10 protein-coding genes and 1 pseudogene are annotated in these 15,764 nt (G+C 69.3%); 8 read left to right on the top strand and 3 right to left on the bottom strand.

Going from position 1 to position 15,764, the window contains the following annotated elements; all coding sequences use genetic code 11:
- The first annotated feature begins 18 nt into the window (after positions 1 to 18).
- The 4 genes and pseudogenes from OEB96_RS43405 (at position 19) to OEB96_RS43390 (ending at position 4,524) form a co-directional block, all read left to right on the top strand.
- Positions 19 to 2,190: a glycosyltransferase family protein gene (locus tag OEB96_RS43405; RefSeq protein WP_266222870.1), complete on the top strand. Its 2,172-nt coding sequence runs from the start codon at positions 19 to 21 to the stop codon at positions 2,188 to 2,190.
- A 142-nt stretch (positions 2,191 to 2,332) separates the two neighbouring features.
- Positions 2,333 to 3,400 (top strand): annotated as a pseudogene (locus OEB96_RS46790) (AAA family ATPase); the annotation flags it as partial.
- A 120-nt stretch (positions 3,401 to 3,520) separates the two neighbouring features.
- A complete protein-coding gene (locus OEB96_RS43395; protein WP_266222868.1) occupies positions 3,521 to 3,799 on the top strand; it encodes a hypothetical protein in 279 nt (92 codons plus the stop codon).
- Complete coding sequence (locus OEB96_RS43390) at positions 3,796 to 4,524, top strand: HNH endonuclease (protein ID WP_266222867.1); 729 nt, start codon at positions 3,796 to 3,798, stop codon at positions 4,522 to 4,524. Before OEB96_RS43395 ends, OEB96_RS43390 begins: the two co-directional genes overlap by 4 nt.
- Positions 4,525 to 4,547: 23 nt before the next feature.
- Here the strand turns inward: OEB96_RS43390 and OEB96_RS43385 are convergent, their stop codons facing one another.
- Complete coding sequence (locus OEB96_RS43385) at positions 4,548 to 6,569, bottom strand: Kazal-type serine protease inhibitor family protein (RefSeq protein ID WP_266222866.1); 2,022 nt, start codon at positions 6,567 to 6,569, stop codon at positions 4,548 to 4,550.
- Positions 6,570 to 6,683: 114 nt separating this feature from the next.
- Positions 6,684 to 9,155: a spermidine synthase gene (locus OEB96_RS43380; RefSeq protein WP_266222865.1), complete on the bottom strand. Its 2,472-nt coding sequence runs from the start codon at positions 9,153 to 9,155 to the stop codon at positions 6,684 to 6,686.
- 118 nt (positions 9,156 to 9,273) lie between these two features.
- On the opposite strand from OEB96_RS43380, the gene OEB96_RS43375 reads away from it, so the two are divergent.
- Genes OEB96_RS43375 through OEB96_RS43365 form a run of 3 tightly spaced genes read left to right on the top strand, consistent with a single transcriptional unit; the run spans position 9,274 to position 12,939 of the window.
- Positions 9,274 to 10,758, top strand: a complete 1,485-nt coding sequence (locus tag OEB96_RS43375; protein WP_266222864.1) for an oxidoreductase — start codon at positions 9,274 to 9,276, stop codon at positions 10,756 to 10,758.
- A gap of 7 nt (positions 10,759 to 10,765) precedes the next feature.
- Positions 10,766 to 11,431: a hypothetical protein gene (locus OEB96_RS43370; protein ID WP_266222863.1), complete on the top strand. Its 666-nt coding sequence runs from the start codon at positions 10,766 to 10,768 to the stop codon at positions 11,429 to 11,431.
- On the top strand, positions 11,428 to 12,939 hold the full coding sequence (locus OEB96_RS43365) for a DNA methyltransferase family protein (RefSeq protein WP_266222862.1): 1,512 nt from the start codon (positions 11,428 to 11,430) through the stop codon (positions 12,937 to 12,939). The genes OEB96_RS43370 and OEB96_RS43365 overlap by 4 nt, the downstream gene beginning before the upstream one ends.
- On the opposite strand, the gene OEB96_RS43360 is transcribed toward OEB96_RS43365, so the two are convergent.
- Positions 12,922 to 13,623, bottom strand: a complete 702-nt coding sequence (locus OEB96_RS43360) for a hypothetical protein (protein WP_266222861.1) — start codon at positions 13,621 to 13,623, stop codon at positions 12,922 to 12,924. The genes OEB96_RS43365 and OEB96_RS43360 overlap by 18 nt on opposite strands.
- A 673-nt stretch (positions 13,624 to 14,296) precedes the next feature.
- Here OEB96_RS43360 and OEB96_RS43355 point away from each other — a divergent pair.
- Positions 14,297 to 15,469 carry a hypothetical protein gene (locus tag OEB96_RS43355; RefSeq protein ID WP_266222860.1) on the top strand — a complete coding sequence of 391 codons (1,173 nt, stop codon included), beginning with the start codon at positions 14,297 to 14,299 and terminating at the stop codon, positions 15,467 to 15,469.
- Positions 15,470 to 15,764: the final 295 nt, after the last annotated feature.

Here is a 15,764-nt window from a genome sequence, read left to right as displayed (position 1 = left end):
GGGTATCATTCCGCCGCCGTGCGCAGGATCCTCGCGAGCTTCGCCATCGCCGTCGCGGCGTTCCTCGTGGCGCACCCCGCGATGCTGGGCGTGGGCGGAGAGGTTCGAGGCCCGGGCTGGGACGCAACGCGCGTGTTCTGGGCCGATCTCGCGTTCGTCCACCATGCCGCGCAGGAGGGCAGCCTGCCGCTGTGGAATCCCTACGATCGCGTGGGCTACCCGTTCGTGGCCGAGCCGCAGAGCGGGATGTTCGATCCGCTCACGCTGCTGCTCGTGGGCCTGGCGCTGCTGCTGGGTCACGCGCCCGCGTGGCTCATCATGCTCAAGTCGGTGCTGTGCTACGGGATCGCGGGCTCGGGCATGGCGGCGTTCCTGCGGCGGCTCGGCCTGCCTCGCTGGGCGGTGACGCTGGGGGCGGCGGTGCTGGTGCTGTCGCCGCGGATGGACAAGCTCAAGGATCAGTCCGCGCTGTGGCCCACGGTGTGGGTGGGATGGCTGCTGCTCGCGCTCGATCGCTGCGTGGCGAGGCCGAGCTGGCGGCGTGGGCTGGCGCTGGGGGTGGTGGGTGCGCTGGTGATCGACGCCGGCTATCCACCCACGGCGTTTCGCCTGCTGCTGCTGCTGGTGCCCTATGGGGGCTGGCGGCTGTGGACCACGGTGCGGACGCACGACGATCGCGGTGCCTACGTCATTGCGCTGGGCAAGGCGCTGGGCGTGGCGCTGGGCGTGGTGGCGGTGCTGTGTGCCGCGCAGGTATGGGCCACGCTGGGTGTGCTGCCGCAGACGCAGCGCGCCCAGCTGGAGCTGGCCCACGTGCTCGCCTCCGCCACCCACCCCGAGCACTGGCGCGGGCTCGTGGCGCCGCTGCCGACGACCACCGCCCTGCTCATGTACGTGGGCGTGGCGACGGCCGCGGGGATGCTGGCGGCGCTGGGCGAGCGGCCGCGCGGGCGGGTGGTGACCTTGGTTGCGGTGGGGGCCTTCGGCTTCGTGCTCGCGTGCGGCGACAACCTCCCCGTGCTGCCCGCGCTGGCCGAGCTGCCCGGGTTTCGCTCGTTTCGAATCGCCGGGCACTACCTCACGCTCGTGCCGATCGTGGCCGCGATCGTGGGGGCACTGGGGCTCGCACGCCTCGCGCAGGCGGACACGCCACGATGGCAAGCGCCGGTGGTGGCCATCGTGGTGCTCGGGGTGGCGCTCTCGTTCACTTCGCGCGACGACGTGCTGTCGCGGGTGCTCGCGGTGTTCTCGGCGCTCGCGGTGGCGGGGCTCGGGGTGGCGCCGCTGCGCTGGCGGCCCGGGGTGGGCTGGGCGGTGGTGGTCACGCTGGCCATGGAGCTGTGGGTGGTGGGGCGTCCGGTCGCCGAGATCCTGCAGCCCGTGCCCGACGCGACGCGCTCGCGAGCGATGGCCGAGGCGCTGACCGATCGCGTGGCCTACCGCGTGGCGGACTTCGGCTGGGCCAACGATCGGCCGGGCCCGCGCGAGGCGGTACGCGATCTGGTCGGTCACCGGCCCGCGCTGACCGATCCTCGCTACCTCGCCGTCTACCAGGCTGCGCCGCGGTCGTCGCGGATGCTCGCGGCGATGAACGTGGACGTGGTGGGCTTTGCCCAGGACGTGCCGCGGCGACGTGGTGGCATGACGGCGGTCGAGGACGCGGCACCGGGTCTCTATCGGCTGCGCGATCCCTGGCCGATGGCCTACTGGACGGCCAACGTCGCGGTGGTGGGTGATGCCGACGAGGCGGTGGATCGCCTCCGACACGAGCGCGAGCCCGCCGCGGTGTTCGAGGTGGAGCACCTCGACGAGGTGACGTCGGCGGTGGTGGATGACCTCGCGCTGGTGCCGGCGTCCGAGCGCCCGTCCGCAGTGGCCGGACGGCTCTCGTCGTACGGGATCAACGAGGTCGTGATCGAGATCGACGCGCCCGCCCGGGGGCTGGTGGTGGTGGCCGAGGGCCATGCCGAGGGCTGGACGGCACGCATCGATGGCGAGCCCGCGCCGCTTTGGCGGGCCAACCTGGTGTTTCGTGCGCTGGTGGTCGAGCCGGGCACGCACCGCATCGAGCTGCGCTACGAGCCGCCGGGCGTGGTGGCGCTGTGGGCCCTGTGGGCCTTGGGGTGGCTGGGGATCGGGGCGGTGGTGATCGTCGACTGGCGGAGGCGAAGACGCGAGCGCGCCACGTGACGAATCGGATGCACACGAAGAGTGTTCGACTCGCGCTGGGCCGACGAGGTGCGCACGGTGGTGGCGATCGACCAGAGCTGGGGCCGTGTGGACGACACGCTCGAGGAAACGCCACTACGGTAAGGTGACCCACTGCAACGGGATGCGAGCAGCGCCGCAAGGCCCCGTGGCTGGGTCAGGGGTTCATGGTGGCACTCTGGGAGGGGCAGGGCCACCGCGTTCTGGCACGCCGTGTCGACCGATCGCGTGCGATGCCCGGGTTGAGTATCCTTGCACGGACTCCCCAATGTACGTCACCGACATCGAGATCAGCGACCTTCGCAGCTTCCGCGGGACCCAGAGGATTTCGCTGGATCGCGGGGGCGGTGTGTACGCGGGCTGGACCGTCTTTGCTGGTCGCAACGGTGCGGGCAAGAGCACGCTGCTGAAGGCGCTGGCGTTGTCGATCGTCGGTCCGCTGGCCGCACGCTCCCTGGCGGGGTCGTTTCCGGCGTGGGTGCGCAAGGGGGCCGAGGTCGCTCGTGCGGCGACCAAGCTCGCGGTACATCCGCCGTACGATGGCATGCTTGGTGACCCCCAAGCTCCGTCGGATCCGATCTGGTCGAGACTCCAGTGGCAACGGCAAGAGGGATCGGATGTGATTGGCCCCTGGGACGAGGACGGAAGCGACAGCGCCGCGATGCGAGGTCCTTGGTCTCAACCGACAAGGGGGTGGTTCGTTGCCGGGTATGGACCCTATCGGCATCTCGGCCCCGTGACCGCAGAACTCCAAAAGGCAGCCGATCCCGTGGTGGCTCGGCTCATCAATCTCTTCGATGAGTCATCGACGCTCTCCGAGGCCGTCGATTGGCTCAAGCTCCAGCATCTTCGTGCGCTCGAGCACAAGCCGGGTGCCGGGGGGCTTCGCGATCAAGTGCTCTCCTTGATCAATGACGGGCTCCTCCCCGATGGAAGCAAGGTGCATCATGTCGATTCCGATGGCCTTTGGCTCGTACAGGACGGCGTCATGCTTCACCTCGAGCAGGTGAGCGACGGATATCGTACCACTACCGCGTTGGTCGTCGACTTGGTGCGACGGCTCCATGCAACCTGGGGTAGCTTCGCGCTCTTCACGAAGGATGGACACGACGTCTGCGATCAACCTGGCGTCGTGCTCATCGACGAGGTCGATGCCCATCTCCACGTGGCATGGCAGCAGCGTCTCGGTTTCTGGCTCACGAGTCGCTTCCCGAACATCCAGTTCCTCGTGACCACCCACAGCCCCTTCATCTGCCAGGCTGCGAGTCCGCGTGGCATCATTCGCCTGCCAGCACCCGGGGAAGAGCGCCAGATGGAGCACGTCAGCGAGCGGCTCTTCAAGGCCATCATCAATGGCGGGGCCGACGACGCCGTGATGTCGGAGCTGTTCGGGCTCGAGCACGCCCATTCGAAGCAGGCCGAGGAGCTCCGCGAGCGGTTGTCGACGCTCGAGGTCAAGGTCATCGATGGGACCGCCTCACCCGAGGAACTCGCCGAGTACGAGGCGATCAAGCAGCAGCTTCCCGAGAACATGGAAGAACTCGCCGATCGCAGCCTCCGCGCCTTGCTCGCCCGATCCAAGCAGCCATGAGGAAGGTAGAGCGTCTCCCGCTGTCGCCATCCACGATGGCTGGCTTGTCGGCTCTCACCGAGGATGTCGTTGGCGCAGACGATCCCAGGGCGCGGGCCGCCGCACTGTGGAAGGCCAAGCCCACCGAGGCGTTCTCGGAGATCCGAACGGTGCTCAGGAGAATGGCGAGTGGACGTGAGCGTTGCATGTACTGCGAAGACAACGAGGGGACCGATGTCGAGCACTTCCGGCCCAAGTCGACGTACCCGGAGAAGACGTTCTCGTGGCCCAACTACTTGCTGGCCTGTTCGCACTGCAACAGCAACCACAAGCGGGCTCGATTCCCGCTCATTGATGGAGAGCCCGCTCTTCTCGATCCGTCCGTCGACGAGCCCAGTCTTCATCTCCGACTTCGACCGGCTGACGGGAAGTACATGGCAATTGGCCCGAAGGGCGAGGCCAGCATCGAGGTGTTCGACCTCAATGGCGACTTGCGTGGGCGTAGGCTGCCTCATGGACGCAGGGATGCATTCTACAAGCTACAGGTGCTCTTGATCATCTACGACAACTACGTGCGCAGTGGCAACGTTGCCATGTCGCATCACATCAAGCGGGCAATCATCAACGAGCCCTTTGCTGCGGTGTTGGGGTTCCTCCTCGAGTTGGCTCGACGAGCGAATCCCGAGAATGCGCTCGAGCCCGGTGTCGCGCAGGCCATCCTGCGCCACCGTGTAGCCGGCTGGTGATCACACGTCGCTCACGGCTCCAGTTACGGCGCCGTCAGCTCCACGCACACCAGCCCCGCGTTGGTGTTGGCCGGCACGTCTCCCGTGGTCGCCAGCATCCGGTACGCCAGCACGTAGGTCCCCGCGTTGATGGTCCGTGCGAAGGACCCCACGTCGATCGTTCCGAGGTCGATCTCATCGTCCGTGAGCACGTCGTGCAGCACCAGCGAGGCCCGATCGTAGAAGCCTCCCGGCGGAGTCGCGCCGTTCAGCGTGATCGCGCCCTGGAACACCGCCACCGGGATGTCCACGGCGAGGTCGGTCGGCGCGTTCACGTCGACCGAGCCCAGCCATGACTTGGAGTTGATCGGCATCGTGGGTCCAGCCGCCTCGACCACGTAGAGCAGGTCATAGGTGCCCGGAACCACCGGCCGCTGCAGGCTGGCCAGGCGCGTGTTGCCCAGCAGCACGGCGTCGCCCGTCTGCTCGTCCACGAGGTAGAGCAAGCCGTCGTCATAGACCGACGATGGCGGCGCGGCACCGCCCACCGTCACCGAGGTGCTCACCGTCACCATCGGCACGTCCACGTCGAAGCTGGCGCCACCCATGACGTCGATGGAGGACAGCCGTGCGTTGGTGTTGACCGGCACGCCCCCGCTGCTGGTCTCCTGGCGGTAGTGCACGTCGTAGGTGCCACGCACCACCCGGCGGGTGTAGCTGCCGTCGGCGGTGTTGCCCAGCACGGCCTCGTCGCCGGTGTCGGGGTTGCGCAGCAGGATCAGGCCGTCATCGGCGGGATCGGCCGGAGCCGCCGCGCCGCCCACGGTGATCGTCCCGCTGATCACCGCGGTCGCGATGTCCACGTCGTGGGTCTCGCGACCGGCGGCCAGCGTGACCTGACCCAATACCGCCCGTTGGTTGACCGGCACCTGGTCGCCTCCGAGCAGGCGCTGGTAGACCACCTCGTAGTCCCCCGCGACGATCGGGGCCTCGTAGCTGCCGTCGTTGGTGTTGCCGAGCACGACCTCGTCGTGCGTCCAGAGGTCACGGAGCAGGATTCGTCCGCTCTCGTAGGCTCCGGCGGGCGGAGCGGCTCCGTCGAGGGTGAAGCTTCCCGACAGGTTGGCCACGGGAACGTCGATGGTGAGCTCGAGGTCGTCGAACCCATCGACGTCGACGGTCGCGAGGCGTGCGTCGCGGTTGATCGGCATCACGTCCTGCGCGAGCTTGCGGCGATAGTGGAGATCGTAGGTCCCGGGAAGGACCATCACCCGGTACTCGCCGTCGTAGCTCTCGCCCAGCACCACCTCGTCACCGGTGGATCGTTGGCGCAGGACGAGCTCGCCGTTCTCGTAGAGGCTCGCGGGCGCCGGAGACCCGTTCATCAGGATGCTGCCGTGCAGGTCGACCGCGGGGACGTCGATCTCCCACGAGGCCGCGTCGCCGGGAGCGAGCTCGACCGTGTCCATCCTGGCGCTCTCGTTGGCAGGTACTTCGAGGCCACCAGCCCGTCGCACGTAGTGGAGCTCGTAGCTGCCGGGGATCACCATGACATCGGCGGTGGTGCCCCCGTCGAGGGTGCTGCCGAGCACGACCTCGTCGCCGCTTTGGGGATCGCGCAGCACGAGCTGGCCATGCTCGTAGAACGAGCTGGGAAACGGCCGGCCGCGCAGCAAGAAGCTGGCGCTCACGCTCGCGGTGGGAACGTCCACGTCGAGCAGACCCTCGGTGGGCACACAGGGCACGCAGCGCAGGCCATACGCGGCGTAGCCCGGGTCGCACACGCACACCGGCCGACCGTCCTCGTCGAGCTCGCACAGACCTCCCTCGCCGCAGCTCAGGCCATCGCATGCGCTCGGATCGGCCACTTCGGGCTCCCCGGTGGAGCCGCCGCCTTCATCGCCCGTGCCGCTCTCGTCGAGGCCCGGGGCGGTCTGTGGGCCGTCATCGGAGACGACGGTCGTGCCCGTTCCGGTGTCGTCGCCGAAATCCCCCGGGCTGCAGCCGAGGCCGCCGAGCGCGAGCACGGCCGCCATTCCCACCACGTTCGTCGAGCGTCCCCGCATCGTGCCTCACGATATCAATCCGCGGCGACGACCGGCCAAAGAAGCGCCGGGACCGACCAAGGCCGGTCGAGCCGGTGTTCCGCACGTTTGCATCAGTCCGTGGCGAGACCGTGATCATCCCCGACGCGCGATCGCATGCTGCAGGTGGGCGCTGCACAGCGGCAGCACCAGGTAGCACCCGGCTCCGATGATCAGCGTCGTCGAGATCCCCCACGCCATCGACGAGGTGAGCGCGAGCCCGCTGGCCACCACGCCGCAGGCGCCGTTGATCCCCCACATCCACGGTCCGAGCGGAGGCGGTGAGCCATCGCCCTCGGAGTCCGAGGCACGCAGGCCGTCGACCAGCCGCAGCCCCAGCGGGAACCCAAGGCCGAGCCCCAGCGCGGGCACGGCCACCAGCGACAGCCCCAGCAGCACCCGCACCGGAGTCCCCGCGGCTCCGTAGGCCCCCATCACGGGGTCGAGCAGCGCACCCGCGATCAGCACCAAGCCCCCCGGCACGAGCGGATAGAGCCGCGCCACCCACGGTCGCTGCAGCGGCACGCGACCGCTGACCATGCTGCCCACGCCGGTGAAGAAGATGATCCCGCCCAGGAGCACCGCGAGCGCCAGGGTGGGGTGGCCCAGGAACACGTTCAGCCGCGACAAGAGGCCCATCTCCACGAACATGAAGCCCAGGCCGATGAGCGCGAAGTAGGTGCCGCAGGCGAGCACGTCGAGCCTGGGGTAGGCCCGCAGGTCGCGTCGGCGCGACCACAGCGGCACGAGCACGGCGAAGAGCGTGAGCAGGGCGCTGATCGCCGTGGCGTAGACCAACGTCTGCGTGGCGTGCAGGTTGCCGAGGAACGCATAGTCGAGCTCGTCGACCTCCTCGGGGCCGGAGAGCCACGTGGCCGGCTTGATCATGTTGAAGAAGAACGGCCGCGCATCGGTGGGCGGGGTCAGGTCGAGGGTCTGGCTGGTGGCGAACGCCCACATCGCCGCGCGGTCGGGCTGCGCCGCGAGCTCGGCCAGCATGGGGTTGCGGGGCAGTCGACCCGGGGCCAGCAGCACGTTGAAGCCGCGCTTGGCCGCCTCGCGGAACATGACCTTCACATCGGCGTTCGACAGCGGCGAGGGTGAGACCAGGATGGTCGCGATGTTGAGGTTCTGCAGCATCATCAGGTGACGCTGCGGCTCCTTGGCCCCCAGCGACCACAGGGTCTCCATGGCCAGCGCCAGCATGCGCGCGGTCTCGCCGGGCGAGTCGGACTTGTACCAGCGCGAGACGGTGAAGATCCCGGTGGGGGTGAGGCGACTCAGGAAGATCCGCCAGCCTTCCACCGTGTAGAGCCCGTTCTCCGACAGCGCATAGGCCCCGGCCCCGGTGGAGGCCCAGGTGTCGATGAGCGACATGGTGATCACGTCGTAGCGCTGCGGATCGCGGGCCATGAAGGCGCGGGCTTCGTCGTGCACCAGATGGACCCCGGGCAGCCCCGAGATGCCGGAGAACTCGCGCATCGAGCCCTCGTGCAGGGCCACGATGAGCGCGTTGAGCTCGATGCCCACCACGGGCGAGTGGCCCACCCGCACCGCCTCGAGCACGTCGCGGCCTCCGCCCACGCCGATCACCGCCGCGGGTCCGGACGGGCGCAGGTGGTGGGCGAACGCGGTCACGTCCCAGTCGAGGTACTCGTGATCGAGCGGGCTGCCCGGGCGCCCGTCGGTGGGGTCGCGATCGAAGGCGGCCATCACCGTGCCCGCGGCGCCGTCGATCTTGATCCCGCGCTGGGGCAGCGGGGCGAGCACGGGCAGCGGGATCATGCGGCCGGGTGCCCACATCAGCGGCGGCAGCACCAGGGTCTGATCCACGGTGACGCGCGAGTAGGTGTTCCAGCCGGTGTAGAGGTGCTGCGACGGATCCTCGTCTTGGCCCTTGACGGTGCGGGCCCGCAGCCAAGGAGGCTCGAGGGCGGCGTTGAGCAGGCCGAGCGCGAGCAGGACCAGAGCGAGACCCCCGGCCATGCGTCGGTGGCGGGAGGCGCTCGCGTCGCTGCGAGCGGCCGCGAACGCGAGGGCGGCGAGGGCGGCGAGGGCCGAGGCCACCAGCACGGCGCTCGGGGCATCGAGCCAGTCGAGCAGGGGGATCACCACGCCGCAGCCGGTGGCGGCGCCCACCAGGTCCACCCCATAGACCCGTCCCGGGGGCAACCCCGCGCGGGTGAGCACCAGCGTGAGCACGACCCCGCTCACCGTGAACGGCACCGCCAGCGCGCCGCCATAGGCCAGCATGGTCGCGAAGCCCTCGGTGGAGGTGATGGGCTGCAGGGGGATCATCAGCGCCACCGCGACGGCCACGGGGGCGGTGGCGGCGAGGGCCAGGCAGGCCTGGGTGGCGCGGCGGGGCACCAGCTCATCGGTAAAGGCGCTCGGGCGTACGAACACGATCACCGCGCCGGCCGTCATGCCGAGCATGGCGAGGGAGATCACGAAGAACGCCAGGTGGTACCAGGCCACCACGCTGGTGATGCGGGTGAGCAGGATCTCCAGCACGAGGGTGGCCAGGGCCACGAGGAAGACGCCTGCGTAGGTCCTTCGGTGATCCATCGGCGAAGCGCTCGGAGGATACGGTACCCGGCCACGCCCTGACCAATCGGCCGCCGCGGCCCGGGTCCGGGTGGCTCCGGTGGCGCGAGGGGTTCGCGGCAGAGGGTACAATCGCGGCGTGTGGCGCCCACCACAGCGGATCCGCTACGAGCTTCCCGCGGGAGACTGGCCCGATGCCGAGTCGGCTCGCGCCGCGCGATGGTTCCAGCCCGTACGGCTCGGGCCGCTGATGCTCGAGCAACGCACGTGGGTGCCTGCGATGGTGCCGTGGCGGGCGACCGAGGACGGCGAGGTCACCAAGGACGTGCTCGACTGGTACGCTCGCTTCGCGGCGGGTCGGCCCGGGGCCATCGTGGTCGAGGCCACGGGGATCCGCGACGTGCCCAGCGGGCCGCTGCTGCGGATCGGGCACGATCGCTTCTTGCCCGGGCTTCGCCGCCTGTGCGAGGTGGTGCGGGAGGCCAGCGAGGGGCACACCCGGCTGCTGGTGCAGATCATCGACTTCCTGCGGATCCGCCGACGGCCCGAGCCCGAGCGATACTTTCGGCGGTTCCTCGTGCTCCGCGACGAGCACCGCGCGGCCGTGCTCCGTTCCGAGGGCGAGGTCGAGGTCGAGGTCGGGGACGACGACGCGGTGCGCGAGGCGCTCTTGGCCCTGCCGCCCGAGGACTGGGCCAAGGTGCTCGACGAGCGCGAGCTGGAGGCGCTGCACTACGGCGATCGCGAGCGGGTGACCGATCTCCACCTACCCCACGTGCGCGAGCTTCCGCGGGTGCTGCCCGGGTTGTTCGCGGCGGCGGCCCGCCGGGCCCGCGAGGCCGGCTTCGACGGCGTCGAGCTGCACTACGCCCACGCCTACACCATGGCCTCGTTCCTCTCGCGCCACAACGATCGCGATGACGGCTACGGTGGCTCGCGAGCGGAACGGCTGCGGGTGCCGCTCGAGACCTTCGCGCGCGTACGGGCCGAGGTGGGCGACGACTTCTGCGTGGGGTGTCGGTTCCTGGCCGACGAGATCATCGAGGGCGGCAGCGCGCTCGACGATGCCACCGCCTACGGCGTGGCCTTTGCGGAGGCGGGCATGGACTTCCTGTCGCTGTCGCGCGGCGGCAAGTTCGAGGATGCGCTGCTGCCCAAGGTGGGGTGGGCCGCGTACCCGTATACCGGGCCCAGCGGCTACGACTGCATGCCCACCGTGCTGTCCGACGAGCGCGGGCCCTTTGGTCGCAACGTGGAGGCCTCGGCCACGATTCGAGCCGCCGTGCGCGAGGCCGGGCACGAGACGCCGGTGGTGGTCGCGGGGGGGATCTGCAGCTTCGGGCAGGCCGAGGGGATCCTCGCGCGCGGGGCCGCTGACATCGTGGGCGCGGCCAGGCAGACGCTGGCCGACCCCGATTGGTTTCGCAAGGTGCACCTGGGTCGTGGGGTCGAGGTGCGGCGCTGCAAGTACACCAATTACTGCGAGGCGCTCGATCAGAAGCACAAGCAGGTGACGTGTCAGCTATGGGATCGGCTCGAGCTCGACGAGCCCGACGTGCCGCTCTGCAGCGACGGGCGGCGTCGGCTGGTCGCCCCGCTCTGGCGGCGAGCGAGCGAGGAGTGAGCGGCTCGTGGTCGGCTCGTGGCGACCGAAGGCGTTGGTCATGGGGTTGGGGCTGGGGCTCGGTGCCTGCGCAGGGCGGGCCCGACCGCTGGGTGATCCCGATCGCTTCGCCGCGCGCGAGTGCCTGGCCGCGTTCACCCTGACGTACGAGGACTCGCCGCTCGCCGAGCTGCGCGAGCTGGGCGGAGCGCGGGCGCAGGTCCAGGACCGGTTTCCGGCGGCGGTGATCGATCCGCAGCGACAGCGGCCGGTCGCCGCGACGGCCGAGCTCCGCTTCGAGGGCCAGCCGATCGCGTGGTGGAGCCCGATGCTCGATGCCGTGCTGCTGGATGGAGCGGTCTTCGCTCCGCTGCGCCACGCCGACGCGACCGGGGCACGGCCGGAGCCGCGCCAGGTGGTGGGACGGGTGACCAGCCGCGGTCGGCAGGTGCTGGGCGAGCGGGGGGTGATCGCGCTGCTGCTCCGCGTGGAGGCCATCGGCACGTACTGGCAGCTGGGTGCCGACCTGTGCATGACCGCCGAGCACGAGCAGGGCGGGCACTACCGGGCCGAGCTGGTCGGGGTGCACCAGGTGCTCGACGATCGTCGGGTGCGAGAGCTCGACCTTGCGTTCGCCGTGGAGCTCGATCCCGAGGGTGAGATCGTGGTCGTGGAGCGCGGAGCCCCGTCGTGAAGCCGAGCGTGCGCAAGGCGGCATTCGGGGACTTCCAGACCCCGCGGGCGCTCGCGGATCGCGTGTGCACCTGGCTCGTGCGCCGTGGGGTACGCCCGGCCACCGTGATGGAGCCCACCTGTGGGACCGGGACGTTCCTGCTCGCGGCGGCCGAGGCCTTCGAGGGCGCGACGCTGCGAGGTCGCGAGCTCGACCCCGGCCATGCTCGCGAGGCACGGGCGCGGCTGGCTGCGATCGGGCACCGGCGGGTGGTGACGGTCGGCGACTTCTTCACCACCTCGTGGACCGCGGAGCTGCGCCGCTGTCGCGAGCCGATCCTCGTGCTGGGCAACCCGCCGTGGGTGACCAGTGCGGAGCTGTCCACGCTGGGGGTCGACAACCTGCCGTCCAAGTCGAACCTCAAGGCGTTGCCGGGGCTCGCGGCCAAGACCGGCGCGAGCAACTTCGATGTGTCGGAGTGGATGCTGCTGCACCTGCTGCAGCTGGCCCAGGGGCGCGACGTGACGATTGCGATGCTGGTCAAGACGGCCGTGGCCCGGCGGGTGCTCGAGCATGCGGCGCGGACGGGGCTGATGCTCGAGGGCGCGTGCATGGTGCGGATCGACGCCCAGGCCGAGTTCGGCGCTGCGGTGGACGCGGGGCTGCTGGTCGGCTCGACCCGTCGCAGGCCTCGCGAGCCCGGGTCCGAACTCGAGCTCACGTGCACGGTGCTCGCGAGCCTCGACGACCCCACGCCGCGAGCCGAGCTCGCCATTCGCGACGGTCGGTTGATCGCCGATGCCTCGGCCTACGATCGCGCACGCAGAGTCATCGGGCGAGCCGTTCCGCCGTGGCGGTCGGGGGTCAAGCACGACTGTGCCAAGGTGATGGAGCTGCGTCGCGACGACCGGGGCCGCTTCGTCAACGGCTGGGGCCAGCCCGTCGAGATCGAGCGTGAGCGACGGTTCGACCTGCTCAAGAGCTCCGACCTTCGTGGTGACGATCGACCTTCGCCGCGTCGCTGGCTCGTGCTGCCGCAGCGAGCACTCGGAGAGGACACCACGGCACTGGCTCGCACGGCCCCGCGAGTCTGGCGCTACCTGCTTGCCCACGCCGAGGCCCTCGATGCTCGCAAGAGCTCGATCTACCGCGGTCAGCCGCGCTTTTGCGTGTTCGGGGTCGGCGAGTACTCGTTTGCACCGTGGAAGGTCGCGATCTCGGGACTGTACAAGCGGGCGGCGTTCACCCTCGTTGGCCCCGGCGAGGACGGGCGCCCGGTGCTCCTCGACGATACGTGCTACTTCCTCGGCTTCGCCCACGAGGCCGAGGCCCGGGCGGCGTGCTGGTTGCTTCGGTCCGAGCCCGCCCAGGACGTGATGCGAGCGCTGACGTTCTGGGACGCCAAGCGACCGATCACCAAGGAACTGCTCGACCGTCTCGACTTGCGCGCGCTGGCCGTCGAGGCGCTGCGGGCCTCACCGCCCCGGGCGCTCCGTGGAGCACTGCGCTCGCTACGAGACGACCGATGACCGTCGGCCGGACTCGGCTGGAGTCTTCTTCGCCTGGGTCTTGAACAGCTCGCTGGCACGATCGACGAGGGCCGCTCGCTGCAGCCAGGCCTCGAGCTGTCGGTCGCTGGTGCAGCGCTCGATCCGGCGGCGTTGAGCCGCCGTCAGCGAGAGCCCGCGGGACTCGAGCACGAGACCGATCGCCAGCCGTCGGCCTGCCAGCAGGCCCTCCTCGCGGCCTGCCAGTAGGCCCTCCTCGCGGCCAGCCAGTAAGCCCTCCTCGCGGCCAGCCAGTAGGCCCTCCTCGCGGCCTCGGGTGCGTCCCTCGGCGAACTTGTGGCGCCCGATCTTGGTGAAACAGATGTCGGTGTCGAGTTCCATCTCTTCCTCGATTTCACGCAGGGTCTTGGCGTGCAGCGACGCCGCGATCAATTCCAGCAACAAGGTACCTCGTTTGCTGCTGCGGTCCAGCACGTCGAGCACGGCTTCGTAGGCGACTCGGCCGAGACGCTTCGAACCAGCTTTCTTGCCATGGATCATGACGGCCAGCGTGGCGAACTCCGGGTTCGCCTTCGCATCGACCAGGTCGATCTCCATGGGGATCTGACGCGGGCCAATGACCAATGGGTGCAGGATCATGCGGCCGCGTCCCAGATCGATGGGCTTGGCGGCCCAGCGCGCAGTCCGTTCGTTGGTCGCGAGCACGATGAGCGTGGTTGGGCACTCGAGACGCGTTCGTAGGCCCGAAATGTGGATCGGCCAGGACCAGCGCTTGTCGGGATCGGGCCGAAGCTGGATCTCATGGGGGAAGGCTTCCTCGAGCCCTCGGCCTCGATGCGATCGCAGTCCCACGACGACATCGGCTGCATGCTCGGGGAAGGGGAGCTCACGAATCGTCTCGGGGAGCTGGACCCTTTCGAGCCGCTCGGGGAGTTCGATCCCCAGCGTTCGCCGCAGTAGCGTGGGCCACAGTTCGGGACACTCACCGATGAGCTTGGCGAGCCCTTGATGCTTGAGCGATGGGGGCATGCATGAGTGCCCTGCGAATTCGATACCGGGAGGCACCCTTCATGATCTCGACGAGTTGCGACGCCATGACGCGCGCAGTGGCCAACCGCTTGGCCGGGCCGTGGCCAACGGGTGGGCCACGATGGATCGGGGTGGAGGGCCGCAGTCATCGTGGCCAACGGGTGGGCCACGATGGGAGCTCGAACTTCGTGGTGGCGACGGGCCCGCGATCGATACCTTCGGGACCGGTGCTCGGGTCGAGATCAAGAACATCGTTACCGGCTGGAATCCCGCCTAAACCTCGAAATTCGGCACGCGCATCATCCGCGCGCGCGCAATCGACCGGCCAAACGGTACATCATGGACCGGCGTGGCGCGCGGGACCCTACCGACGCGAGACAGGATCGACCAGGTCCTCCTCGACTATCGGACCCAGAAGCGCCTCGAGTTCTTGAGGACCAACGACTACAGCGTCCTCAACACCAAGTACTTCATCGTCGACGAGGCCGGCCGGGAGTACGACAGCAAGGCCGTCTACGGCGTGGCGTGTGGCAAGACGCACCACGAGCTCTCCGGTGGAGCGAAGCATGCGGCCCGCAAGCTCGAGCGCCTCGGGTACCGGATCATCCAGGCCAATACCCACTGGTACGACGAAGAGCTGGTGCTGGTGCTCGAGACGGACCAGTCCCATCGGCCGTGGAAGCCAACCCCCGATCATCCCACGGTCGTGGAGCTGAGCCAGAGGCTCACGAGCTTCGCGGAGGAGAAGGAGAGAGTCGGGACGGCGCTCAGACGCAGTCCCACCCATGTCGTGGCGGTTCTCGTCGAATTCCAGAAGATCGCGGCCCGGCACGAGCGTGGGAAGCTGAAGAACGCTTCTTCTCCCAAGGAAGAGCTGTTCTTGCGGTACGCCGCTCGCGCGCTCGCCCACGGACGAACCCAGGCCGATGGCAGGGGCGGCACGAGCCCATCGACCAGCCCCACACCGACGCCGAGCTCGCCGCCGAGCTTGACGGACGACGACCTCGAGGTTCCCTACCAAGGTCCACGCGAGATCAAGCAGCGGCGCTCCGGTGGCTCGATCAAGGACGATCCCGAGAAGCAACTGCGCGGCGACCGAGTGCACGAGGACATCCGAGACAAGCTGGCCCTGCACCTCCGTGACCACGGATTCGAGGTTGGCGATCCGTCCGAGGGCGCGAAGAAGGCGAAAGTCGATTACGATCTCGGCGCGCGCCGAGGCGAGCTGCGGCTCATCATCGAGTCCAAGAGCTTGCCCAAGTCGGGCAAGGCCGAGACCCAGCGACTGCGCGTCGGCCTGGGGCAAGCGCTCTGGTATCAGCAGCGAGTCTGGGCGCTGACCGGGCACACGGCAAAGCGGCGTCGCGTCACGGTGCTCCTGGTCGAGCGCGAGCCTCGTCGGGCCGAGCAATGGCTCGCCGTGTGCCGGGACGTGGGCGTGGTGCTGACCTGGGAGGCGCGCTTCGGGACGCTCCTCGCGGAATGCGAGGACGTCTTGGCCCGCGGCTGGCCGCTCCCGTAGAGGGACCGTCCGTCGGCGGTGGAACCATTGGTACCAATGGTTTCGGTCAAATGCAGGTGCGATGGGGCTCGGACAATGGGCCCGAGCGTTCCAGTGACGCATCTCCACCGCGATGTCCTTCCCTGGACAGGGTGAACCATGCGAGGCTCCACGGTGGCGCGTGCTGGTTTCGCACGCGGCACGACGCGAGTGATCGAGTGGTGGAGACGATCCACATCGTTGCGGCCTGTACGGCTCGCAAGCGGGGGCCCGAGGCCCAGCTGCGATTTCGCGACATCCGCGAGGCCACGCCGAG

The sequence above is a fragment of the Paraliomyxa miuraensis genome (assembly GCF_026337845.1).
Taxonomy (GTDB): domain Bacteria; phylum Myxococcota_A; class Polyangia; order Nannocystales; family Nannocystaceae; genus Paraliomyxa; species Paraliomyxa miuraensis.
This window is presented reverse-complemented; position numbering and strand designations above follow the sequence as displayed.